Origin of the sequence: Sphingobium sp. B12D2B, assembly GCF_025961775.1 — a bacterium.
Lineage (GTDB): Bacteria > Pseudomonadota > Alphaproteobacteria > Sphingomonadales > Sphingomonadaceae > Sphingobium.
In genome coordinates this window covers 1,741,788-1,762,847 of sequence record NZ_JAOQOH010000001.1, presented here as the reverse complement: position 1 = coordinate 1,762,847, position 21,060 = coordinate 1,741,788, and the positions used below count along the sequence as shown (strand labels likewise).

The window sequence follows — 21,060 nt, the reverse complement described above, 5'->3', positions numbered from 1 at the left end:
TAAGGGTTTGATGGCCCAGCGTCAAACGCCACCCGTTGTGCAGTGCCGCGCATCTGTCGCTTTCGTCCGGTGGCGGGACAAAACAGCGGATTCCCTATCGTCCGCCCGGCCCAGGTTGCGCCCGGTCCCGCGTTCGTCTAGGCCGAATGACCAGCAATAGTCAGAGGATCGGCGCAAAGCTCGATGAGCGCTACCATCGCCCTGGTCGACGACGATCGGAACATCCTGTCTTCGCTCAGCATCGCCCTGATCGCGGAAGGGTTCATGACGCGGCTCTATCCCGATGGGCAGGCTGCGCTCAAGGCGCTGATCGAGAACCCGCCGGATATCGTGGTGTGCGACATCAAGATGCCCAATCTGGACGGCATCGAGCTGCTCCGCCGGCTGCGGGAGAAGAGCGATCTGCCCTTCATCTTCCTGACTTCCAAGACCGACGAGCTGGACGAAGCGCTCGGCTTTGCGATGGGCGCGGACGATTATATCGCCAAGCCCTTCTCGCAGCGGCTGCTGATTGCGCGGGTGCGGGCGCTGCTCCGCCGCACGGCACTCAGCCAGCCGCGCGATGATAATGGCGGCGAAGGCGAGACCGAAACCATCGCACGCGGCCGGCTGAGCATGGACCCCGCCCGCCACCGGGTGCAATGGGATGGCCGGGACGTCGCGCTGACCGTCACCGAGTTCCTGATTCTCGAAGCGCTCGCCCAGCGGCCAGGCATTGTGAAAACCCGTAATCAACTGATGGATGCCGCCTATCAGGACGACATCTATGTGGACGACCGCACCATCGACAGCCACATCAAGCGCCTGCGCCGGAAATTCCGCGAAGTTGCTCCCGAGTTCAACGCAATCGATACGCTCTATGGCGCCGGATATCGCTTCAACGAGGAATGAGGAGCGCCTGGCGAGCGGCGAATGGACCACGCGCATCTCGCTCACCCGGCGGATCCTCGCGGTCAACATCTTCGCGCTTGCCATTCTGGCTGGCGGCTTCTTCTATCTCGATAGCTATCGGGCGCGGCTGATCGACGGCCGGCTGGTGTCGATCAGCCGGGAAACCGCGCTGATCGCCGCTGCGATGGAGACTGCCCCGGCCAGCGATCGCGCCCGGTTACTGCTGCGCACAGCGCAGACCACGGGTTTGCGGCTGCGCATCTATGATGCGGACGGCACGAAATTGGCCGACAGCTTTCGCCTCATCCCACCCAGCTACACGCTGCGTGATCCGATGCGCGATCCGCTCCACATCAAGCTGGCGCGCGTCTTGGACCGCGTTGTCGAGACCATCGCCCTCGCCGACCGTCCTGCCTATGTGAAGGAGCCGGCGCAGGATCGCCGCGATGCCTGGCCGGAAGCCCGCGAGGCCGCCCGCACCCGCGCGCCCGCTTCGGCCTATCGGTTCGCGCCGGACCGCACACCTTTCCTCAGCGTCGCCCGCCCGCTCGACGAAGCCGGGCGCGGCGATGTACTGCTCGCCACCGCAAACACGCGGGACATCACGGATATCGTCCGTGCCGAGCGCCTGCGCATCGCCCTCGTCTTTGCGGCGGCGATTCTGGTGTCCGTGCTGCTCTCGCTCTTTCTTGCGCGGACGATCGTGCTCCCGCTCCGTCGCCTCGCCCGCGCTGCGGTGCGCGTGCGCCTGGGGCGCGCGCGGGAAGTGATCGTGCCGCGCCTGCCGGATCGGCGCGACGAAATCGGGATGCTGGCCCGCGCCGTCTCCGACATGAGCCAGGCATTGCGCCAGCGCATCGATGCGACCGATGCCTTCGCGGCAGATGTGAGCCATGAGCTCAAGAACCCCATCGCGTCGCTGCGCTCGGCGCTCGAGGGGCTGGCCCAGATCAAGGACCCGGCCTTGCAGGCCAAGTTGCTCGCCATCGCGCAGGACGACGTGCGCCGGCTCGACCGGCTGGTCAGCGACATTGCCGAGGCAACCCGCATCGACGCACAGCTCTCGCGCACGCCGTTCGAGACCATCGATCTCGGGCGGATGATCGGACGGATGGTGCGCAACCATGCACCGCGGGAGGATGGTCCCGCCGTTCGGCTGAGCTATGCAGGGTCGGGACGTGGCGCCGTATTCGTCTCCGGTGACCCGCAGAAGCTGGTCCGCGTGGTGGATAATCTCGTCGACAATGCCCGCTCCTTTTCACCCGATGGCGGGCGGATTCGCCTGACGCTGTCAGCCGAAGACGGCAAGGCTATCGTGGCGGTGGAAGACGAGGGACCCGGCGTGCCGGAGAGCGAGCGGGAAGCGATCTTCCGGCGGTTTCACAGCGTGCGCCCGGAGCGGGATGGCTTTGGCAAGCACAGCGGCCTGGGCCTTGCCATCGCCCGCACAATTCTGGAGGGCCACCACGGCTCCATCCATGTCGAGGCGCGTCTCGATGGCAAGGCCGGTGCGCGATTTGTCGTGACCCTGCCGCTGGCCGAGCAGGATGTGCCCCCGCCAAACAGCGCGAAGGCGCGCAGCGGCACATGAGCAACGATCCCGCCCATTGCCAAACCATCCACGCTACCAGTGTCGCCATCGGAGGCAAGGGCGTGCTGCTGATCGGCGGAAGCGGGTCCGGCAAGTCGGACCTTGCCCTGCGCCTCATCGATCGCGGCGCGATGCTGATCAGCGACGATTACACCCGCGCCTCAAAGCGGGACGGCAAGCTGATCCTTGACGCGCCGGAAACCATTGCGGGCAAGCTGGAAATTCGCCACCTTGGCATTGTCGAAACGCCCCATGTCGGTGGCGTGATTGCGTGTCTTGCGATCAGACTGGATGAAGCGCCCGTGCGCATGCCTGACATCGGGTCCACATTCTCCCTTCTGGGTGTCGAACTCCCGCTGGTCGTGCTGGCCGGTCTGGAGCCTTCCGCCCCGATCAAGGCCGAATGGGCATTGCTTCGTCTCGATGGGCAGGCGAAGGGGTAGGCATGGACCAGCCCCCTGCCCTGTCACCTGCCCCCCATGCTCCCGGCGCCAAGCGCATCCTGGTGGTCACCGGCCTTTCGGGCGCCGGCAAATCGACCAGCCTGCGCACGCTCGAAGATGCCGGCTGGGAAACGGTCGACAATCTGCCGCTGGTGCTGCTCGACCGGCTGCTGGCTGCCCCGCTGCCGGCCGGTCATGAGCAACAGGCGGGCCGCCCGGTCGCCATCGGCATCGACAGCCGCACGCGCGGCTTTGCGGCGGATACGATCCTCTCTGCAATTGCCGCCCTGCGCGAGCGCACCGGCTATGAGGTCGAGATGCTGTTCCTCGATTGCTCGGGGACGGTGCTTGAGCAGCGTTACGCCGAGACGCGGCGGCGCCACCCTCTGGCGTTGGATCGCCCGGCGGCGGACGGCATTGCCCGCGAGCGCGAGCTGCTGGAACCGCTCCGCCGCGCGGCGGAGCATGTCGTCGATAGCTCGGACCTCACCAGCAACGGCCTGCAGCAGGCGATCCGCCAGCGCTTTGCCGGCAGTTTCGAGTCGACCCTGACCTTGCTGTCCTTCGGCTTCGCACGCGGCGTGCCCCGCAATGCGGACCTGATGTTCGACATGCGGTTCCTGCGCAATCCCTTTTGGGACGAGACGCTGCGCCCGCTCACCGGCCTCGATCCCGATGTCCGCGATTATGTGATGGCGGACACGCTGTTCGAGGCGGCCGTGGGCCAGATCGAGAAGCTGCTGGTCACCATTCTCCCGCGCTATAGCGAGGAGGGGAAAGCCTATGTCACCATCGCCTTTGGCTGCACCGGCGGTCGCCACCGCTCGGTGTGCGTGACGGAAGAGATCGCAGAACGCTTGCGCCGGGCGGGCTTTTCGCCCACCATTGCGCACCGCAATCTGGATTCAGTCCAGTTGGACGCCTATGAGAACCGGCGCCAGGGCAAAAAAGAAATCGTACCAACGGAAATCGAAGGGCGGGGCGCACACTCACCATGATTGGACTCGTGCTCGTAACCCATGGCGGGCTCGCGACGGAATTTCGCGTCGCCATGGAACATGTCGTAGGGCCACAACAGGCCATAGAAACCGTCTGCATCGGCCCCGATGACGATATGGAGGTGCGGCGCGCCGACATCGCCGCCGCCGTGCAGCGCGTCGATGATGGCTCGGGCGTGATCCTGCTGACCGATCTGTTTGGTGGCACGCCCTCCAACCTTGCCATTTCCCTGCTCGACGCAGGGCGGGTGGAAGTCATCGCCGGCGTCAATCTCCCCATGCTGATCCGTCTCGAAAGCGCCCGCCGCAATATGAGCGTCACGCAGGCGGTCGCCGCCGCGCGGGAGGCGGGCCGCAAATATATCAGCGTCGCCTCGGAACTGCTCGGAGACGCCACTTGAGTGGCGAGACAGCCAGCGCGACCGTGCGCATCGCCAACCGGCGTGGCCTGCACGCGCGGGCCAGCGCCAAGTTCGTCACGCTGGCGAGCAGCCTGCCGGCGACCATCATGGTACGCAAGGATGGCCAGGAAGTGGTCGGCACCTCGATCATGGGCCTGATGATGCTGGGCGCCGCCATGGGCGATGATATCACCGTCTCTGTGAGCGGTGACGATGCCCCAGCGGCGCTGGCTGCCGTCATCGAGCTGGTCGAAAATCGCTTCGGCGAAGACTGATCCTGTGCGGCCCTGCTGACCATGCCCCGCGAGATCACCGGCTTTTCCAACCCGCTCGTCAAGCGCGTGCGCGGCTTGCGGGAAAAGAAGCTGCGCAAGCGCGAAGGCCTGTTTCTGGCCGAGGGCCTGCGCATCCTCACTGAGGCCCGCGAGCGCGGCATCCTGCCCGAGATGCTGTTCATGGCGAGCGATGCCCGCTCGCATCCGCTGGCCGACGAGCTGATCGCGGCGGTCGAGGCGCAAGGCGGCGATGTCATCCTCACCAGCGCGGATATTCTCGGCAAGATCTCCGGCAAGGACAATGCGCAAACGCTCGTCGGCGTCTATCCCGACCGGCTGACACCCCTCCCCGCGCTCGATCGCAGCGCGGCGCCAATCTGGTTCGTCGCGCAGGCCATGCGCGATCCCGGCAATCTGGGGACGCTGCTGCGCATTGGCGATGCGGTCGGCGCGGGCGGCGTGATCCTTGTGGATGACTGTGTCGATCCCTTCTCCGTCGAGACGGTGCGAGCTTCGATGGGTGCCCTCTTCACCCAATCCATCGCGCAGGCAAGTTGGACGGACTTCCTCACTTGGCTCCGCACGGGGCCGGGCCAGCTTGTCGGCACCAGCCTCAACACCGAGCATGATTATCAGGCGCCGCACTACGAGGCCCCGACCTTTCTGGTGATCGGCAATGAGGCGCGAGGCCTGCCCGCCGATTATGAGGCCGCCTGCGACCTGCTGGTCAAAATCCCGATGATGGGCCGTGCGGACAGCCTCAATGCGTCCGTCGCCGGGGCCGTGATGGCTTATGAAGTGCTGAACCAGCAACGCCGGGGCTGATCCCTCTCCTGTCACCCCCCATTCGCGCCATCTAGCGCTGCGGCCCGGAATTGAGCTAGGGCATCGCCGTCATGTGTGAGGGGGGCCGACTTTGAACGACGCAGCAACCGCCGGAACGCCGGCGCCCAGCGGCCTGTCCGCCATGGTGAAGCACCGCCGCGTGCTTGTCGCGAGTCTGGCCGGCACCACGGTCGAGTTCTATGATTTCTATATCTATGCGACGGCGGCGAGCCTCGTCTTCGGGCCGCTCTTCTTCCCCGCCACGTCGCCGACAGCACAGCTCATGGCAGCTTATGCCAGCTTCGCCCTCGCCTTTCTGGCGCGCCCGCTCGGTGCCGCCGTGTTCGGCCATTATGGCGACCGGATCGGCCGCAAATCGACGCTCGTCGCCTCGCTCATGCTCATGGGCGGCTCGACCTTCCTCATCGCCTTCCTGCCAACTTATGCGATGATCGGCTGGGTCGCGCCGCTGTTGCTCTGCATCCTGCGCTTTGGCCAGGGCTTCGGCCTGGGCGGCGAATGGGGTGGTGCTGCGCTGCTGGCGGTGGAGAATGCCCCGCCGGGCTGGCGCGCGCGCTTCGGCATGATGCCTCAGCTTGGGGCACCGCTGGGCTTTGTCGCCGCCAACGGCCTGTTCCTGCTGCTCGGCCTGTGGCTGAGCGATGCGCAATTCATGGCGTGGGGCTGGCGCCTTCCCTTCCTTGCCAGCGCGCTGCTGGTCATCATCGGCCTGTGGGTGCGCTTGAAGATGGGCGAGACGCCGGAATTCAAGGCGGCGCTTGAGGCCGAGCCACCGGCAGCCATTCCGTTAGCGGAACTGCTCACGCGCCATGTGCGCGCGACCATGGCCGGAACGCTCGCCGTCGTCTGCTGCTTCGCGCTGTTCTACATCTCCACGGCCTTCGCGCTGGGCTACGCCACGGTGAACATCGGCATGGCGCGCAGCGAGGTGCTGACCATACAGCTTGCGGCGATCCTGATGCTCGCGCTGGGGATCATTGTGGCCGGCTGGTGGTCGGACATGCGCTCGGCGAGCCGTGTGCTGATCGCCGGCTGCGCCGCGACGGTGCCGCTCGGCATCGTCTTCGGCGCCGGGTTCGACGCCGCCAATCCGCTCGCGCTGTTCCTCATCCTCGCCATGTCGCTGCTGCTGATGGGATTCACCTATGGCCCGCTCGGCGAATGGCTGACCGCCCTCTTCCCGCCGCGCGTGCGCTATTCCGGCTCTTCCTTCGCCTTCAACGTGGGCGGGATCATCGGCGGGGCTATGGCACCCATTGCCGCGCAATATCTGGTGAGCACGCATGGCGTGGGCGCCGTTGGCCTCTACCTCTCTGGCGCGGCGGTGATCAGCCTCATCGGGCTGGTGTGGCTGGCGCCCAAGGACTCGCAGCCCGACTGACGGCCGCCGGGCGGACGTGACCGGGCTTTCGCCCGGCCATCAGATCCTTGTCAGGATCGTTGTCAGGCGAGCGCGCCGTGACAATGCTTGTACTTCTCGCCGGAACCACAGGGGCACGGCGCGTTGCGGCTGATTTCCTCACCCGCATAGGGATTGCCCTCACCCACCGCCGCAGCCGTCGCGGCGCGCGGAATGGTCGTGGTGATGAACCCGCGCGTGCCTGCATCGATGTCCGCGCTGTTATCCTCGCCCGTGAACGGGTCGATATGGCTGGTGAGGAAGTCCGGCAGCTCAGGCAGCGGCGGCGGTGCCGGGTCCTGCATCTGGAACTGCACATGACTCACCGTGCGGCTGACATCCTCGCGGATGTTCTCGAGCATCCGCTCGAAGAGCGCGAACGCCTCCTGCTTATACTCGTTGATCGGCGTCTTCTGCGCATAAGCGCGCAGGTGGACGACCTGACGGAGGGCATCCAGCGTCGCCAGATGCTCTTTCCAGTGATGGTCGAGATTTTGCAGCAGGATGCTCTTCTCGATCTGCGCCCAGGTCTCGGGCTTGAGATCGTTGACCTTCTCGGCCAGCGCCGCATCGGACAGCGCGGTGAGGCGCTCGACGAACAGCTCCGGATCGACCACGTCCTCGGTCAGCCAGCCATCGATGTCCGGCGTCAGGCTCATCACCGCCTCGAGGCGCTCCTTGAGCTGCGGAATGTTCCACTGCTCGGGGTAGGTGCCCGGAGGACAGGCGGCGCCGACGATGTCGTTGATCGTCTCGTGCCGCATCTCGGTGACGACGTCGCCGACCGTCTCGGCATCCATGATCTCGCTGCGCTGCTCGTAGATCACCTTGCGCTGGTCGTTCATCACGTCGTCATACTCGACGACCTGCTTGCGGATCTCGTAGTTGCGCTGTTCGACCTTTTTCTGCGCGGTCTCGATCGCCTTGCTCATCCACTTGGAGGGCGGAAGCGCCTCGCCATCCTCAAGGCTGGAGCGCATCATGCGCGCGAACAGCGTGTCCGGGCCGAAGATGCGCAGCAGATCGTCATCGAGGCTGAGGTAGAAGCGGGACAGGCCCGGATCGCCCTGACGGCCCGAGCGGCCACGCAGCTGGTTGTCGATACGGCGGCTCTCATGCCGCTCCGTGCCGAGCACGAACAGACCGCCGGCGGCGAGCACCTGCTGGCGCTCTGCCTCGATTTCCTCTTCGATCCGCGCAATTGCGGCATCGCGCTCCGGGCCTTCCGGCATGTCCTTGAGCTCATCCTCAACCCGGAATTCCAGGTTGCCGCCCAGCTTGATGTCGGTGCCGCGGCCGGCCATGTTCGTCGCGATGGTGACCGCGCCGAGCCGCCCGGCCTGCGCCACGATCCCGGCTTCCTGCTCGTGGAAGCGCGCGTTCAACACCGAGTGCTTCACGCCCTCCTCCTTGAGGAAGCTGGAGAGCAGTTCGGACTTCTCGATGGAGACGGTGCCGACCAGCACCGGCTGACCCTTGGCGGCATGTTCGCCAATCGTCCGGGCGATACCTTTGAACTTGTCCTCAAGGCTCTTGTAGAACAGGTCCTGATCGTCCTGACGCTGCACCGGCAGGTTGGTCGGGATGGTCACCACGTTCATCTTGTAGATGTCGTAGAATTCCGCCGCCTCGGTCGCCGCCGTACCGGTCATGCCCGAGAGCTTGGGATACATGCGGAAATAATTCTGGAAGGTGATCGAGGCGAGCGTCTGGTTCTCCGGCTCGATATTCACGCCTTCCTTGGCTTCCACGGCCTGGTGCAGACCGTCGGACCAGCGGCGCCCGTCCATCATTCGGCCGGTGAACTCATCGATGATGACGACCTTGCCGTCCTTCACGATATAATCGATGTCGCGCCGGAACATGAAGTTGGCGCGCAGAGCCTGGTTCACATGGTGGACGACCTGTGTGTTCTCGAAATCGTAGAGATTGGCGCCCTGAAGCAGCCCTGCGTCCTCCAGCATCCGCTCCACCTTCTCGGTGCCGTCCTCGGTCAGCACGATGGAGCGCTGCTTCTCGTCCTTTTCGTAATCCTCATCCGCGAGGTTCTTCACCAGCGCGTTGACGGACATGTACATCTCGGACTTGTCGTCCGTCGGGCCGGAAATGATCAGCGGCGTGCGCGCCTCGTCGATCAGGATTGAGTCCACCTCGTCGACGATCGCGTAATTGAACGGGCGCTGGACCATCTGGTCACGCTCATACTTCATGTTGTCGCGCAGATAATCGAAGCCAAGCTCGTTGTTCGTGGCGTAGGTAATGTCCGCGTCATAAGCCGCGCGACGCTCCGGCTCGGAGAGGTTGGGCACGATCACGCCCGTGGTCAGCCCCAGGAAATTATAGAGCTGGCTCATCCACTCGCAGTCGCGCCGGGCGAGATAGTCGTTGACGGTGACGACATGGACGCCCTTGCCGGGCAGCGCGTTGAGATAGGTGGCGAGCGTGGCGACCAGCGTCTTGCCTTCACCGGTGCGCATCTCGGCAATCTCGCCGCGGTGGAGCACAATGCCGCCGACCATCTGCACGTCATAATGCCGCTGGCCGAGCGCGCGCTTCGCGCCCTCGCGCACCGTCGCGAACGCCTCGGGCAGGATCTGATCGAGCGTCGCGCCGTCGGCGAGCTGGCTGCGGAACTTGGCCGTCTGCGCCTTGAGCTCATCATCGCTCATGGCAACCATCGTCGGCTCGAACGCGGCAATCTGATTGACCGTCTTGCTGAGAGACTTGACGTAACGCTCATTTGAAGAGCCGAAGAAGAATTTGGCAACGCCGCCGAGCATATCGGAAATTCCTGTCTGAAAACGGAAAGGTCGGGCGCCGGTTCACACACCGGCAAGCGAACGCGCCGGGAGCCAGCGCGCGAACAGCAAAATGGCAGACCGACACAGGGCGGCCTGCGGCGGGCTTAGATCAGCCAGCTCTGCTTCAGGGAAAGGTGGGTGCGGCCACTGCGGGCCGGCAGCGCCAGCACCATAGCCTGATCGGCCCGGACAAGGACGGCCTCGGCCCCCGTGTCAGCCCTGGACAAGACCCGTGCGACTGCAATCGCCTGCTCACTGGAGGGAGCCTGCTGCGATTCTGCACTGAGTTCCACCTGCGCAGGCGCCACGCGGCTCTCGCCGACCATCAGGCCGGAGAGCGACGCAAGAAGCGCAGACAGAAGGATCATCAATTGCAAGTCGCAGGCACCCCGGCCGGTAAGACGCACCCCACATAGGATGCGGCAAGCGGTTCGTCTACGCCCTTCACCATGAACGATCCGGAAACGGGCCGTCCATGGCTGGTGCAGGATCAGACGAGCCGGCTCTGCTTGAGCGCCGCCGCAATGAAGCTGGCGAACAGCGGGTGCGGATCGAACGGCTTGGACTTGAGCTCCGGGTGGAACTGCACGCCGATGAACCATGGGTGATCCGGCCGCTCGACAATCTCCGGCAGCGTGCCATCCGGCGACATGCCCGAGAAGATGAGGCCGCCCTGTTCGAGCGGTTGGCGATAGGCTGCGTTCACCTCATAGCGATGACGATGACGCTCGCTGATATCCTCGGCACCGTAGATGCTGGAAACGACGCTATTGCCGCTCAGCTTGGCCGGATAGGCACCCAGGCGCATGGTGCCGCCAAGGTCGGTATCGACATTGCGGGTTTGCAGCCCCTCGGCGCTCATCCACTCCGTGATGAGGCCCACGACCGGCTCGCTGGTCTCGCCGAACTCGGTGGTCGAGGCGCGCTCGATCCCGGCGGTGTTCCGCGCACCCTCGATGCAGGCCATCTGCATTCCGAGGCAGATGCCGAAGAAGGGCACGCCCCGCTCCCGCGCGAACCGCACGGAGGCAATCTTTCCTTCCGAACCGCGCACGCCAAAGCCGCCAGGCACAAGAATGCCATGCATCGGCTCGAGCTGGGCCGCGATGTCGCTGTCTTCGGCCTCGAACAGCTCGGCATCGAGCCACTGGACCTTCACCTTCACGCGATTGGCCAGCCCGCCATGCACGAGCGCCTCGTGCAGCGACTTGTAGGCATCCGGCAAGCCGACATATTTGCCGACGACACCGATGGTCACTTCCCCTTCGGGGTGGACCTGCCGGTCCATAATGTCGAACCAGCGGGTCAGGTCCGGCTCGCGCGAGCCTTCGATGCCGAAGGCGCTCAGCACGGCGCGGTCCAGCCCTTCGCGGTGATACTGCACCGGCACGGCATAGATGCTGCTGGCATCGAGCGCGGGAATCACGGCTTCCGTGCGCACATTACAGAACAAGGCGATCTTCGCCCGCTCGCTGTCCGGCAGCGGATGCTCGGTGCGGCAGAGCAGAATGTCGGGCTGAATGCCGAGCGAGGTCAGCTCGCGCACGCTGTGCTGGGTCGGCTTGGTCTTCAGCTCGCCGGCCGCCGCAATATAGGGCACCAGCGTCACATGGACGAGCACGGTCTGGCCGTGGCCCAGCTCATTGCGGAGCTGGCGGATGGCCTCCATGAACGGCAGGCTCTCGATGTCGCCCACCGTGCCTCCGATCTCGCACAGCACGAAATCGACATCGTCCGTCTCGGCCAGAGCGAAGCGCTTGATCTCGTCCGTCACGTGCGGGATCACCTGCACGGTGGCTCCCAGATAATCGCCGCGCCGCTCGCGCTGGATGATCGTCTGGTAGATGCGCCCTTGCGTGACGTTGTCGGCCTGCCGGCTCGCAACGCCCGTAAAGCGCTCATAATGGCCAAGATCGAGATCGGTCTCCGCCCCGTCGTCCGTCACATAGACTTCGCCATGTTGATAAGGCGACATCGTGCCGGGATCGACATTGAGGTAAGGATCGAACTTACGGGTGCGGACCTTGTAGCCACGCGCTTGGAGGAGCGCCGCGAGCGACGCAGCCATAAGGCCTTTTCCAAGCGAGGAGACCACGCCGCCGGTGATGAATATGAACCGCGCCATGGGAGAGGAGGCTTACGCTGAACTCGAACGGAAGGGCAAGCGGACGAATCCACTACCGGTGAAAAAAACTGGTGGATCGTTACTGCGCGAGCGGTGCGCCGGCCGCGCCATTGGCAGGCGCCGAGGCCGGACCGGCCGGTGCCGCCGCGCTGTTGGCCGCGCCGGAAATGCCATCGCCATCCGCAATCGGCGCCGACATGTCGCTGGTGCCGGACTGGCCGACCAGCGAGGTATCGATCGTCGCGGCCCGGTGCTGCGTAGCGGCAATCACCGCCAGCACGATGCTCATGCCCACGAACAAAGTCGCGAGAATCTTGGTCGCCCGGCTAAGGAAATCCGCCGCGCCCCGCGCCGACATCAGACCGGACGGGCTGCCACCGCCACCCATGCCAAGGCCGCCACCCTCGGACCGCTGCATCAGAATGACAGTGACGAGCGCGAAGGCGATGATCGCCTGGACGACAAGAAGAAAGGTGAACAGCATGAGCGGTTAGGACATCCCGACGGGTGTTGAAGCAGCGCCCTTAGCGCGCATTGCGCCGGGCATCAACCTTTGCGGCAGGTCGCAATGAATCCGCTCAGCCATGGAAATAATCATAGACTGTCTGCGCGACCGCCGATGAAACGCCGGGCGCGCGCTGGAGGTCATCCAGACTGGCGTTGCGCACGGCGCGCGCCGTGCCGAAATGCATGAGCAGCGCTTTCTTGCGTGCCGGGCCAATGCCGGGCACTTCGTCCAGCGAACTGACGGTGATGGCCTTGGCCCGTTTCTGCCGGTGCGCACCGATGGCGAAACGGTGGGCCTCGTCGCGCAGGCGCTGCAGGTAGAACAGCACCGGGTGATTGACTGGCAGTTGGAAGTCCCGCCCGTCCAGCAGATGGAAGACCTCCCGTCCCTCGCGGCCATGATGCGGCCCCTTGGCGACGCCGACCATCGGCACATCCTCGATGCCCATCTCTTCCAGCGCCTTGCGGGCTGCGTTGAGCTGGCCCCGCCCGCCATCGATCAGCACCAGGTCTGGCCATTCCCCGGATTCGCGATCGGGATCTTCCTCGGCGGCGCGGCCGAAGCGGCGGCCGAGCACTTCGCGCATCATGCCATAATCGTCGCCCGCGACCGTCTCGGGGCGCTTGATGTTGAACTTGCGATAGCCGCTCTTGCGGAACCCCTCCGGCCCCGCGACGACCATCGCGCCGAGCGCACTGGTCCCCTGGATGTGGCTGTTATCGTAAATCTCGATGCGATTGGGCGGGCCTTCCAGACCTAACAGTTCAGCCATGTCGGCGAGAATCTTGCCTTGCGCGCTGCTCTCGGCCTGACGGCGCTCCAGCGCTTCCTCGGCATTGCGCTGGGCCTGCTTGATGAGCTTCACACGGCTGCCCCGCTGCGGCACCTCGATGCGCACCTTGCGCTCCAGCTTCTGGCTCAGTGCCTCGGCCAGCAGCAGCGTTTCGGACGGCTCGCGGTCGCACAGCACCAGCGGCGCCGGCGGCACATCCTCATAGAATTGCGCCATGAACTGCATCAGCACTTCGTCCTCGCCCACCTCGGCGGTGTGGACCGGGAAGAAGCTGCGATGCCCCCAATTCTGCCCGCCGCGAATGAAGAAAGCCTGGATGCACATGCCGCCATTGCGGCTGGCGAGCGCGAAGATATCGGCATCGCCCAGCCCCTCGGCGTGGATCGCCTGACTGCCCTGGATGAAGGTCAGCGCCTTGAGCCGATCCCGGTAGACGGCAGCCATCTCGTAATCGAGCGACTCCGCTGCCGCATTCATCGCCTCGCCGAGCCGCGCCTGTACCGCCGTGGACTTGCCGCCGAGAAAGTCCTGCGCGTCCTGCGTCAGGGCCGCATAATCGGCCTCGTTGATCCGCCCGACGCAGGGCGCGGAGCAGCGGCGAATTTGGTAGAGCAGGCATGGGCGCGAGCGATTGGCGAAGAAGCTGTCCGTGCAACTGCGCAGCAAGAACAGCTTCTGCAGCGCGTTGAGCGTCTTGCGCACCTGCCCTGCCCCGGCGAACGGCCCGTAATATTGCCCCTTGTAGCGCCGCGCACCACGGTGGAGCTGGACGCGCGGAAAGGCGTGATCCTCGCGCAGCAGGATGAACGGGAAGCTTTTGTCATCGCGCAGCAGCACATTGTAGGGTGGCCGAAAGCGCTTGATGAGCTGCGCTTCCAGCAGCAGCGCCTCGGCCTCGCTCTGGGTGGTGACGATCGTCATCGAGCGGGTCTGCGAGACCATGCGCTGAAGCCGACGCGGCAGGCGATCGACCTGCGTATAGTTGGACACGCGATTCTTGAGCGCCCGCGCCTTGCCGACATACAGCACGTCGCCGCGCGCATCCTGCATCCGATACACGCCCGGTCGCGTGCCCAAGGTCTTGAGCGTTTCGCGAATCGCCGCGACGCCAGCGTCCACGTCCGGCAATTCACTGCCACGGATTGTGGAGGTCGCCTTTTCTTCGTTGAAGCGATTGGGGGACGATGGCCGCTCGGTCATCCGCGCCATTTAGGGGCGAGAGGCGGACAGGACAACGGCCTCCTGCCTCAACCGGCCGAACCACGACCCTTCAAAAGCAGAAAGGCCGGACCGATCGCTCGGCCCGGCCTTTCTAAAGCCATCAATCTGCGGGCCGCTCAGTGCGCGAGCTTGCCGATCACGTCGTCGACGAGGCCCTTGTCGGCCGCGGCACTGTGGGTCTCGCGGATCAGCACGCCGGCTGCTGCCGTCGCCGCTGCAGCCGCCTTGGCGCGCACATCAGCAATGGCCGCGCGCTCAGCTGCGGCGATCTTGTCTTCCGCCATCTTCTGGCGACGGACGACCAGCGCTTCAGCTTCCGCCTGGGCTGCGGTGATGAGATCGGCCGCTTCCTGCTCGGCGGCAGCGCGCATCGCGTCGGCTTCCTTGGCGACGGAGGCGATCCGGCCTTCATACTCGGCCTTAAGCGCTTCGGCTTCCTTGCGGAGCCGCCCGGCTTCGTCGAGCTGATTGCGGATCGTCGCGATCTTGGCGTCCAGCGACCGGGCGATGAGCGCTGGCACCTTCTTCCAGATCAACACCGCGATGAAGACCAACATCGAGAGGCTGACCCAGCCCGTAGCGTCCATCCACAGCGCGGTGGGGTCCTGGATGTGCTCCTCAGGCCCGCCGACCGCTTCTGTCGCGGCATGAACGTCGCCGCTCAGGGCCTGGACCTTGTCGGCATTCTCGAGATTGAACTGGACGGCCTGCGATCCATTGTCGCTCGCCGATGCCGCATTGGCGGCCTGTGCCATGTGGGAATTGGCCATATCAGAGTACCGCCTTCACTGCCTTGAGCGCCGCATCCGGCGACACCTGCGTGCCTGCGACCTTCTGCACGATGTCCGCTGCGGCGTCCGCTGCAACGGTTTCGATCTGCGCCAGCGCCTTCACGCGGCCGGCCTCGATCTCGCCTTCCGCTGCGGCCAGCTTTTCGCTGAGCGCGGCGTCGGTCTTGGCCAGCGCAGCCTCGCGATTGCGAGCAGCTTCGGCCTTTGCCTGGGCCAGACGGCCCTGCGCAGCGGCACGCGCTTCATTTTCCTTCGCCCGCCAGTCGGCTTCGAGCGCATCGGCCTTGGCCGAATTCGCACGGGCCGCTTCGAGATCGTCGGCGATCTTCTTGTCGCGCGCGTCCACCGTGGACTGGATCTTCGGCACCATGCCGCGACCGATCACGAAAAACACGAACCCGAATGTCAGCAGAACCCAGAAGATCTGCGACGAGTAGGTTGCGGCGAGCTGGGCTATCTGAGGCATATCACCTGTCCGTTTGCGCGGTCCGGCGGCAGCCCGTCATTGGGCAGCCGCCGGCTCCACATCATCGTCTGTCGTCTTGCGGGCGATCAGGCGACGAAGATCAGGATCATCGCGACGACGAACGCCAGCAGGCCGAGAAGCTCTGCGGCGGCGAAGCCGATGAACAGACGGCCCTGCTGGCCGTCGGCAGCGCCCGGATTGCGCAGCGCGCTCTCAAGGAACGAGCCGAAGACGTTACCCACGCCGAGCGCGGCCACGCCGGCACCGATAGCAGCCAGACCGGCACCGATCAGCTTTGCGGCTTCTGCGTCCATGTTACTTAACTCCTTTTCTGAAACTCGATTTGGTCGTTGGTTGAAACTCAGTGCAGATGCTCGGCGTCGTGAATGTACAGCGACGTGAGCAGTGCGAAAACATAGGCCTGGATGCCAGCGACCAGGATCTCCAGCGCGGAGATGCCGACCATCAGGGCAAAGCTTGGGATGCCGACGCCAAGGCCGGGCGCCACGCCGGCAGCCGAAGCATTGATCACGAAGCCGGCAAGCACCTTGAGCAGAATGTGACCGGCGATCATCGCGACGAACAGTCGCAGGCCCAGCGAGAAGGGACGCACCATGAACGAGACGAACTCGATGATGGGGATCAGCCAGATCAGCCACAACGGCGTGCCATGCGGCACGAACAGCGAGAAGAACTTGAGGCCATGCTTCCAGAAGCCGACGATCAGCACGATCGAGAAGCTCAGGATCGCCAGCACGCCGGTCACCGTGAAGTGGCTGGTGAAGGTGAAGGGATGCAGGCCGAAAATGCCGATGGGCAGCAGGCCGAGCAGATTGGCGAAGAGGATGAACATGAACAGCGAGAAGATGTAGGGCACATATTTGCGCCCGCCCTTGCCGATATTGTCATCGGTCAGCTTCGCGATGAAGCCGGTCATCGACTCTACAGCCGCCTGCCAGCGCCCCGGCACCAGATCGCGCTTCATGCCGAGCAGCATGAAGCCCCACAGAACGACGACCGTGATCACCATCCACAGCGCGCTGTTGGTGAACGCAATGTTGTAACCACCGAGGCTCCACTGTTCGGTACCGAACAGCGGCTCGATGGCGAACTGGTGCATAGGATCGATCTTGCCGGGTTCTGCCACGTCTGATTCCCAAAAAGCCGTCTGCGATTATGACGAAAGCGCCCTTACTTCTCAGGACGCTTCATCGAAATCTTCCAAATGTTCCTGAAGGCTACGATGATCCCCAGAAAGAGGAAAACCAGCAGGAGCCAAGGCGATGTGCCGATGAACCGGTCCAGGACCCATCCAATCAGCGCGCCGCCGACAAGACCGCCGATCAGCTCCGCAAGAACCCGGTTGCCGAGGCGATAATTCTTATCGCCGCCAACTTCCCGGTCCGCTCCGGTCCTGACCTTTTCGACTGCCTCGGCACGTTCCAACCGCTCGCTGAGCGACTTGATGCGTTCATCTTCGGCAATCGGGTCTCGCCCAGGTTCGGTCTCTGTCATCGTGCCAACTCCCGTTCACGCCAAGAGACGTAAAAACCAGCGCTGCATGACGTGCCTGAGCCGCCCCCGTCAAGGCGCGGCCCGTGTAGAAAGCGTTGGCGTGCAAGTCAACACTGGTGACCGCGCCGGAGGGATCAGGCGGATTTTCGAGGAAAATTAGGCCCTCAGTGGCGCGAATCGCTCAGCGTGTGGCGGTGGCGCAATAATCCGGCAGCGCAATCGGCCCGGCGCCTTTGGTCTGCCACGGACCATTGCCGATCCGGTAGATCTGCCCTTCCGAGACGCGCCCGGCCAGCGTCTGACAACCGGTCACGGCCGCCATGTCCTGCACGGTCACGCCACGCTTGGCCGCCAGATCGGTATAGGCCGCGCGGCGCTTGATGTTGAGCGCATCCACGGCGGCGCGCACATCGCTGCTCACCGAGCCGTTGACGCCCAGATAGCCATCCGACTGCTCACCGACCGTGCCGGCCGACTTGGCGGCGCTCACTACGGCGTCCTGCGCGACGGCCGGAGCCGCTCCGACGACGCCGAGACCGAAAACTGCCGCAAGCGCTGCGGCGCGAATGCTGTGCATATATGTCATTTCGGGAATAGCTCCGGATTGTTCTCGATGAGGTCCTTGGCGTCCTGCTGAAGGCGCACGACCACTTCCTGCTGAATCTTCACGTTGAGATTGATCTCGATCGGCTTTTCGGGCGCGCGCACCTGAATGCAGCCGCCTGCCGCTCCGGCAAGCGCCAGCCCCAAGCCCAGTCGCGTTGCGCGCGATGTCCATCGTCGGTGCCTCATTTCACGTCCCCTTCTATCGTCTTGTCGCTGTCCGCCGGCTGAACGGTCACCCCGGATGTGGCTGCGCCGCTACCGATGGGCACAAACTGATCGCCCAAACTGCCATTGATAAGCTTGGTCGGATCGGCAAGCCCGGTCGCGGTATTCAGCAAGCCCCTGAACGGCGCCTCGATCCGCACATTGAACAGGAAGGGCAGACCGAGGAACGGCCGGGCCAGGAAGCTGCGGCGCGCCTCTTCCGTGCCCTGATTGACCCCATTGATGCTCACCTGCGTCACGAACTCGCCATCGATGGCGCCGTCCAGCCGGATCGCGAGGCAGCGATAGCCCAGATTCTTGAGCGCATCAAAGGCCAGCCGCGCCATCGCGTTGAGCTGCGCGTTGGAGACCTCGCCGACGTAAGAGAGGCGCCCGGCCTGCCGCGCCGGATCGCACGGGATGGTCAGGCCTTGCGTGGTGGTGAGATAGCGGGGCTCGTCGCCCTCCTGCCGCGCAACCAGCAAGCCGCCCACGATGCGCCCGCCATCCTTGTCGAACACCATGGGCAACAGGCCATCGAAGGTGCCCGTCGCGGAGATATTCTCCAGCTCCAGCGTATTGATGAAGGCACCGGCATCCAGCCCGACGACGCGGAAAGTAAGATTGCGCGGCTGACGCGAATCCAGCGCGAGGGGCGCGGGCATCAGCTCCAGCATACCGCCGGAGAACGGCCAGCGCCCGCCCTCGATCTCCGCCACCTCGCTGGAGAGCAATTGATAGCGAATGGTGCCGTCGCGCACCTCGATGCCCGGGTTGACGCTTTCCACCGTCACCACCTGGCCGGGTTCGGTGCGCAGGCCGAGCAGGTCCGTGAAGCGGATCGTCGTCGACAGGCCGGCGACCGGGCCGAAGGCGGCCGCGAAAGCCATGTTCTCCGTCGAGAAGGTCCCATCGCTGGTCACCTTGTCGCCGGTCCAGCGGATCTGGCCGGCGCCGTTCACCATCCCGACCACGTTAGCGACCACGCCCAGCGAGAGCGGCGTGAGATCGTCCGGCTGAAGCGCATTGCCGAAGCGCAGGCCGTTCACTGTCAGATCGGCGCGGCCTGCGCCACGACTGAGGTCGTGCCGGATTACCACATCGGCAACCTTGGCCTTTCGTTCCGGATGCACCAGAACACCGGTCGCCTCGATGCGATTGTCGGCCAGGGTCAGGCGCACCTGCTCGCCGGCCAGCGGATTGAAGCGCCGATCGGCCTGCGTGTCCGCGACGCGCAGATTGCCATCGACGGCCAGACGTCCGTCGGCGAACTGCCATTGCCCTTCCATGGCGGTGAGATCGAGCGGCACAGAGCCGATCCGCCCACGCCCCGCCGAAATCGTCCCGGCGAGGCCACCCGCCGACCCACGTCCGCCCGTCAGGCGATCGGCAGCGAGCCGGACCGGGGCTTCGGCCGCGCCAATGCGCACGTTCGGCTGCTGGATTTCGAAGCGGCCGGTGGTGAGGGCGTAACGCGCTGCGCTGGCATCAAATGCGAAGGGATTGTCGCCCAGCCGGCCGCGCAATGCCACATCGCGGATCGCGGCCGCGCCCTCCCCCAGCCCGCAAACCTGTAACGCCGCAGGATCGAGCACGAGGCCGGACATGCTGAGCGAAGCCCAGCGCAAGGGCACGCAAGTCCCTGATAGACTAACCGCCCCGCCTGCCCCGATGCGAGCATCCAGCGGCATCTGCAGGCCCTTGACTGCACCGCCCGGCAAGGGACCGTCTAGCGTCACCTGGGTCTGCACGCTGCCGCGCCCCGCGCCATCCATGGCAAAGCGCAGCGGGTTGAGCGCCAGCCGCGCCCCGCCCGCATCATAAGGCCTCAATGTGGCGATGCCGCGCACACCGCCCTGCTCCTGCGTGGCGAACTCGATGCGGCCCTCCGGCAGATCGCCACCGGCGATGTCCAGCCGTCCCGACGCGCGCAGGCCGCCCGGCCAGTCGATGCGCACCGCGCTGCCTTCCCAATTCTCGATCCGCGCGCCGCTCGCCGAGCGCAGCGCGAAGCGGTCAAGCCGGGCATTACCTTGCGCGCCGAGCATATTGACCTGGCCTGCCAGTTCGATGTGATTGCGCCGGCCTATTGCCTCGACTGCGCGCGCCAGCTTGTGCGCGATCGGTTCCAGGGGGCTGCCATCGGCCGCCGAGGCGAGGCGCGCGAGATTGATCCCCCGCGCCGGCCGGGCATTGTCGATGGTCCCGGTGCCTTGCCATGCCAAAGCGCGATTGCGGGAATCGAGCTGCACGGCGAAATTGCCACCCAGCTTCGCGGCGTCACTTTCAAGGCCGTCGACAAGCGCGCTGACGGCGGCAAGCGAAGCGCTCCCCCGCAGGGCATCGCCTTCGCCCTTGAAGGTAATGAGCCCGGACAGTTCCTTGAACTCGCGCTTCCCCTGCCCGTCCCCTTGCTCGGCCAATGGCGCTGCGAGGCTCACTGCACCGCCCAAGGGTTCCAACGCCAAATTTGTGCGGATGTTGAGATCGAGCGTGGGCGCCGTCAGCCGAAGCTTCGCCGCCTCGCATCCAACGCCGCTGGCGTGAGCCGGGCCTTTGAGGTGAATTTCGCCGTTCTCGGTCGCCACATCGACCGGCGCCCGCAGTGCCCGCAGCCTGCAATCGCCAAAGGCAAGCGCCGGGCTCGCGAGGTTGAGCTGACCGTTGAACCCCGACGACAACGGCCCGCTGCCATCCAGCCCCAGCTCGACCGTGCCGTTGTCGGTCACGATCAGCGCCTGTGCATCCTCGATCACCGCCGTCCAGTCGGGCAGCTTGGGATCGCCCGTGCCGCCTTCCAGCAAGCGACTGACCTGCCCGAGGTCCAGCGTGCCATCGGCAATCCGCCCACGCAGCCGAACGCCGCTCGCCTCGAGCCGATCAATATAGGGTCCGGTCAGGCCCCAGGCGAGTTCGAGCTCGATGAAGCGGACCGTGAGATCGGGCGATTTCGGATCGCCAATGACGAGATTGTCCAACCGCTGGTGCTGCGGACCGATCCGCGTGATCTCATATCGGCCCTGCACGCCCCGCTTGGCCAGTTCCCGCGCGATGAAGCTGTCAGCAATCGGCTCGCGCGCCAGCCAGAGGCCGCCCGCGACCAGCAGCAGCGCCGTCGCGCTCCCTCCGGCAATCCAGCGCAGACGTTGACGGCGCCGGTGCAGCCGCTCTGCTGCACCCGCCTCT

21 protein-coding genes are annotated in these 21,060 nt (G+C 65.2%); 8 read left to right on the top strand and 13 right to left on the bottom strand.

The annotated features are described in order from the left end of the window. Positions 1 to 183: 183 nt before the first annotated feature. The 8 genes from M2335_RS08365 to M2335_RS08330 all read left to right on the top strand — a co-directional run bounded on the left by M2335_RS08365 (position 184) and on the right by M2335_RS08330 (position 6,826). The gene (locus M2335_RS08365; protein ID WP_264573007.1) at positions 184 to 891 is read left to right on the top strand and encodes a response regulator transcription factor; all 708 of its coding nucleotides are present in this window, start codon (positions 184 to 186) and stop codon (positions 889 to 891) included. Beyond that, positions 860 to 2,482 carry a sensor histidine kinase gene (locus M2335_RS08360; protein ID WP_264594376.1) on the top strand — a complete coding sequence of 541 codons (1,623 nt, stop codon included), beginning with the start codon at positions 860 to 862 and terminating at the stop codon, positions 2,480 to 2,482. The genes M2335_RS08365 and M2335_RS08360 overlap by 32 nt, the downstream gene beginning before the upstream one ends. Continuing rightward, positions 2,479 to 2,925 (top strand): HPr kinase/phosphorylase, encoded by a 447-nt coding sequence (locus tag M2335_RS08355; RefSeq protein ID WP_264587318.1) that lies wholly within the window; start codon positions 2,479 to 2,481, stop codon positions 2,923 to 2,925. The genes M2335_RS08360 and M2335_RS08355 overlap by 4 nt, the downstream gene beginning before the upstream one ends. Before the next feature lie 2 nt (positions 2,926 to 2,927). Beyond that, positions 2,928 to 3,923, top strand: a complete 996-nt coding sequence (rapZ, locus tag M2335_RS08350; RefSeq protein WP_264594375.1) for an RNase adapter RapZ — start codon at positions 2,928 to 2,930, stop codon at positions 3,921 to 3,923. Further along, on the top strand, positions 3,920 to 4,324 hold the full coding sequence (locus M2335_RS08345; protein WP_181559869.1) for a PTS sugar transporter subunit IIA: 405 nt from the start codon (positions 3,920 to 3,922) through the stop codon (positions 4,322 to 4,324). The genes rapZ and M2335_RS08345 overlap by 4 nt, the downstream gene beginning before the upstream one ends. After that, complete coding sequence (locus tag M2335_RS08340; RefSeq protein ID WP_181559870.1) at positions 4,321 to 4,599, top strand: HPr family phosphocarrier protein; 279 nt, start codon at positions 4,321 to 4,323, stop codon at positions 4,597 to 4,599. Before M2335_RS08345 ends, M2335_RS08340 begins: the two co-directional genes overlap by 4 nt. A 21-nt stretch (positions 4,600 to 4,620) precedes the next feature. Beyond that, a complete protein-coding gene (locus M2335_RS08335; RefSeq protein ID WP_264594374.1) occupies positions 4,621 to 5,424 on the top strand; it encodes a TrmH family RNA methyltransferase in 804 nt (267 codons plus the stop codon). A 142-nt stretch (positions 5,425 to 5,566) separates the two neighbouring features. Beyond that, the gene (locus tag M2335_RS08330; protein WP_181561428.1) at positions 5,567 to 6,826 is read left to right on the top strand and encodes an MFS transporter; all 1,260 of its coding nucleotides are present in this window, start codon (positions 5,567 to 5,569) and stop codon (positions 6,824 to 6,826) included. Positions 6,827 to 6,888: 62 nt separating this feature from the next. Here the strand turns inward: M2335_RS08330 and secA are convergent, their stop codons facing one another. From secA to M2335_RS08265, 13 genes are all read right to left on the bottom strand, one after another. After that, positions 6,889 to 9,624 carry a preprotein translocase subunit SecA gene (secA, locus tag M2335_RS08325; RefSeq protein WP_264594373.1) on the bottom strand — a complete coding sequence of 912 codons (2,736 nt, stop codon included), beginning with the start codon at positions 9,622 to 9,624 and terminating at the stop codon, positions 6,889 to 6,891. A gap of 125 nt (positions 9,625 to 9,749) precedes the next feature. Beyond that, the gene (locus M2335_RS08320) at positions 9,750 to 10,013 is read right to left on the bottom strand and encodes a hypothetical protein (protein WP_264594372.1); all 264 of its coding nucleotides are present in this window, start codon (positions 10,011 to 10,013) and stop codon (positions 9,750 to 9,752) included. Between the two features lie 122 nt (positions 10,014 to 10,135). Further along, a complete protein-coding gene (locus M2335_RS08315; protein ID WP_264573014.1) occupies positions 10,136 to 11,770 on the bottom strand; it encodes a CTP synthase in 1,635 nt (544 codons plus the stop codon). Positions 11,771 to 11,849: 79 nt separating this feature from the next. Beyond that, entirely contained in the window at positions 11,850 to 12,251 is a 402-nt protein-coding gene (secG, locus tag M2335_RS08310) for a preprotein translocase subunit SecG (protein ID WP_181561429.1), read from the bottom strand. A 97-nt stretch (positions 12,252 to 12,348) separates the two neighbouring features. Then, positions 12,349 to 14,271 carry an excinuclease ABC subunit UvrC gene (gene uvrC / locus M2335_RS08305; RefSeq protein WP_181559875.1) on the bottom strand — a complete coding sequence of 641 codons (1,923 nt, stop codon included), beginning with the start codon at positions 14,269 to 14,271 and terminating at the stop codon, positions 12,349 to 12,351. A gap of 137 nt (positions 14,272 to 14,408) precedes the next feature. Next, complete coding sequence (locus M2335_RS08300) at positions 14,409 to 15,062, bottom strand: F0F1 ATP synthase subunit B (RefSeq protein ID WP_413716110.1); 654 nt, start codon at positions 15,060 to 15,062, stop codon at positions 14,409 to 14,411. Between the two features lies 1 nt (position 15,063). Next, positions 15,064 to 15,549, bottom strand: a complete 486-nt coding sequence (locus tag M2335_RS08295) for an ATPase (RefSeq protein WP_181559876.1) — start codon at positions 15,547 to 15,549, stop codon at positions 15,064 to 15,066. An 86-nt stretch (positions 15,550 to 15,635) separates the two neighbouring features. Then, entirely contained in the window at positions 15,636 to 15,863 is a 228-nt protein-coding gene (locus tag M2335_RS08290; protein ID WP_014076610.1) for a F0F1 ATP synthase subunit C, read from the bottom strand. Positions 15,864 to 15,910: 47 nt separating this feature from the next. After that, positions 15,911 to 16,696, bottom strand: a complete 786-nt coding sequence (locus tag M2335_RS08285; RefSeq protein ID WP_181559877.1) for a F0F1 ATP synthase subunit A — start codon at positions 16,694 to 16,696, stop codon at positions 15,911 to 15,913. Between the two features lie 44 nt (positions 16,697 to 16,740). After that, complete coding sequence (locus M2335_RS08280) at positions 16,741 to 17,064, bottom strand: AtpZ/AtpI family protein (RefSeq protein WP_181559878.1); 324 nt, start codon at positions 17,062 to 17,064, stop codon at positions 16,741 to 16,743. A gap of 181 nt (positions 17,065 to 17,245) precedes the next feature. Next, positions 17,246 to 17,641 (bottom strand): YdbL family protein, encoded by a 396-nt coding sequence (locus M2335_RS08275; RefSeq protein ID WP_413716138.1) that lies wholly within the window; start codon positions 17,639 to 17,641, stop codon positions 17,246 to 17,248. Positions 17,642 to 17,646: 5 nt separating this feature from the next. Then, positions 17,647 to 17,856 carry a YnbE family lipoprotein gene (locus M2335_RS08270; RefSeq protein ID WP_264594370.1) on the bottom strand — a complete coding sequence of 70 codons (210 nt, stop codon included), beginning with the start codon at positions 17,854 to 17,856 and terminating at the stop codon, positions 17,647 to 17,649. Continuing rightward, positions 17,853 to 20,900, bottom strand: coding sequence for a YdbH domain-containing protein (locus M2335_RS08265; protein WP_264594369.1), 3,048 nt, complete (start codon positions 20,898 to 20,900; stop codon positions 17,853 to 17,855). Before M2335_RS08265 ends, M2335_RS08270 begins: the two co-directional genes overlap by 4 nt. Positions 20,901 to 21,060: the final 160 nt, after the last annotated feature.

Excerpts from the sequence above, each read along its gene's own strand:
- M2335_RS08365 (WP_264573007.1), top strand. The coding sequence starts at position 184 with ATGAGCGCTACCATCGCCCTGGTCGACGACGATCGGAACATCCTGTCT.
- M2335_RS08360 (WP_264594376.1), top strand. The coding sequence starts at position 860 with ATGGCGCCGGATATCGCTTCAACGAGGAATGAGGAGCGCCTGGCGAGC.
- M2335_RS08355 (WP_264587318.1), top strand. The coding sequence starts at position 2,479 with ATGAGCAACGATCCCGCCCATTGCCAAACCATCCACGCTACCAGTGTC.
- rapZ (WP_264594375.1), top strand. The coding sequence starts at position 2,928 with ATGGACCAGCCCCCTGCCCTGTCACCTGCCCCCCATGCTCCCGGCGCC.
- M2335_RS08345 (WP_181559869.1), top strand. The coding sequence starts at position 3,920 with ATGATTGGACTCGTGCTCGTAACCCATGGCGGGCTCGCGACGGAATTT.
- M2335_RS08335 (WP_264594374.1), top strand. The coding sequence starts at position 4,621 with ATGCCCCGCGAGATCACCGGCTTTTCCAACCCGCTCGTCAAGCGCGTG.
- M2335_RS08330 (WP_181561428.1), top strand. The coding sequence starts at position 5,567 with ATGGTGAAGCACCGCCGCGTGCTTGTCGCGAGTCTGGCCGGCACCACG.
- secA (WP_264594373.1), bottom strand. The coding sequence starts at position 9,624 with ATGCTCGGCGGCGTTGCCAAATTCTTCTTCGGCTCTTCAAATGAGCGT.
- M2335_RS08320 (WP_264594372.1), bottom strand. The coding sequence starts at position 10,013 with ATGATCCTTCTGTCTGCGCTTCTTGCGTCGCTCTCCGGCCTGATGGTC.
- M2335_RS08315 (WP_264573014.1), bottom strand. The coding sequence starts at position 11,770 with ATGGCGCGGTTCATATTCATCACCGGCGGCGTGGTCTCCTCGCTTGGA.
- uvrC (WP_181559875.1), bottom strand. The coding sequence starts at position 14,271 with ATGACCGAGCGGCCATCGTCCCCCAATCGCTTCAACGAAGAAAAGGCG.
- M2335_RS08300 (WP_413716110.1), bottom strand. The coding sequence starts at position 15,062 with ATGGCCAATTCCCACATGGCACAGGCCGCCAATGCGGCATCGGCGAGC.
- M2335_RS08295 (WP_181559876.1), bottom strand. The coding sequence starts at position 15,549 with ATGCCTCAGATAGCCCAGCTCGCCGCAACCTACTCGTCGCAGATCTTC.
- M2335_RS08290 (WP_014076610.1), bottom strand. The coding sequence starts at position 15,863 with ATGGACGCAGAAGCCGCAAAGCTGATCGGTGCCGGTCTGGCTGCTATC.
- M2335_RS08280 (WP_181559878.1), bottom strand. The coding sequence starts at position 17,064 with ATGACAGAGACCGAACCTGGGCGAGACCCGATTGCCGAAGATGAACGC.
- M2335_RS08275 (WP_413716138.1), bottom strand. The coding sequence starts at position 17,641 with ATGCACAGCATTCGCGCCGCAGCGCTTGCGGCAGTTTTCGGTCTCGGC.
- M2335_RS08270 (WP_264594370.1), bottom strand. The coding sequence starts at position 17,856 with ATGAGGCACCGACGATGGACATCGCGCGCAACGCGACTGGGCTTGGGG.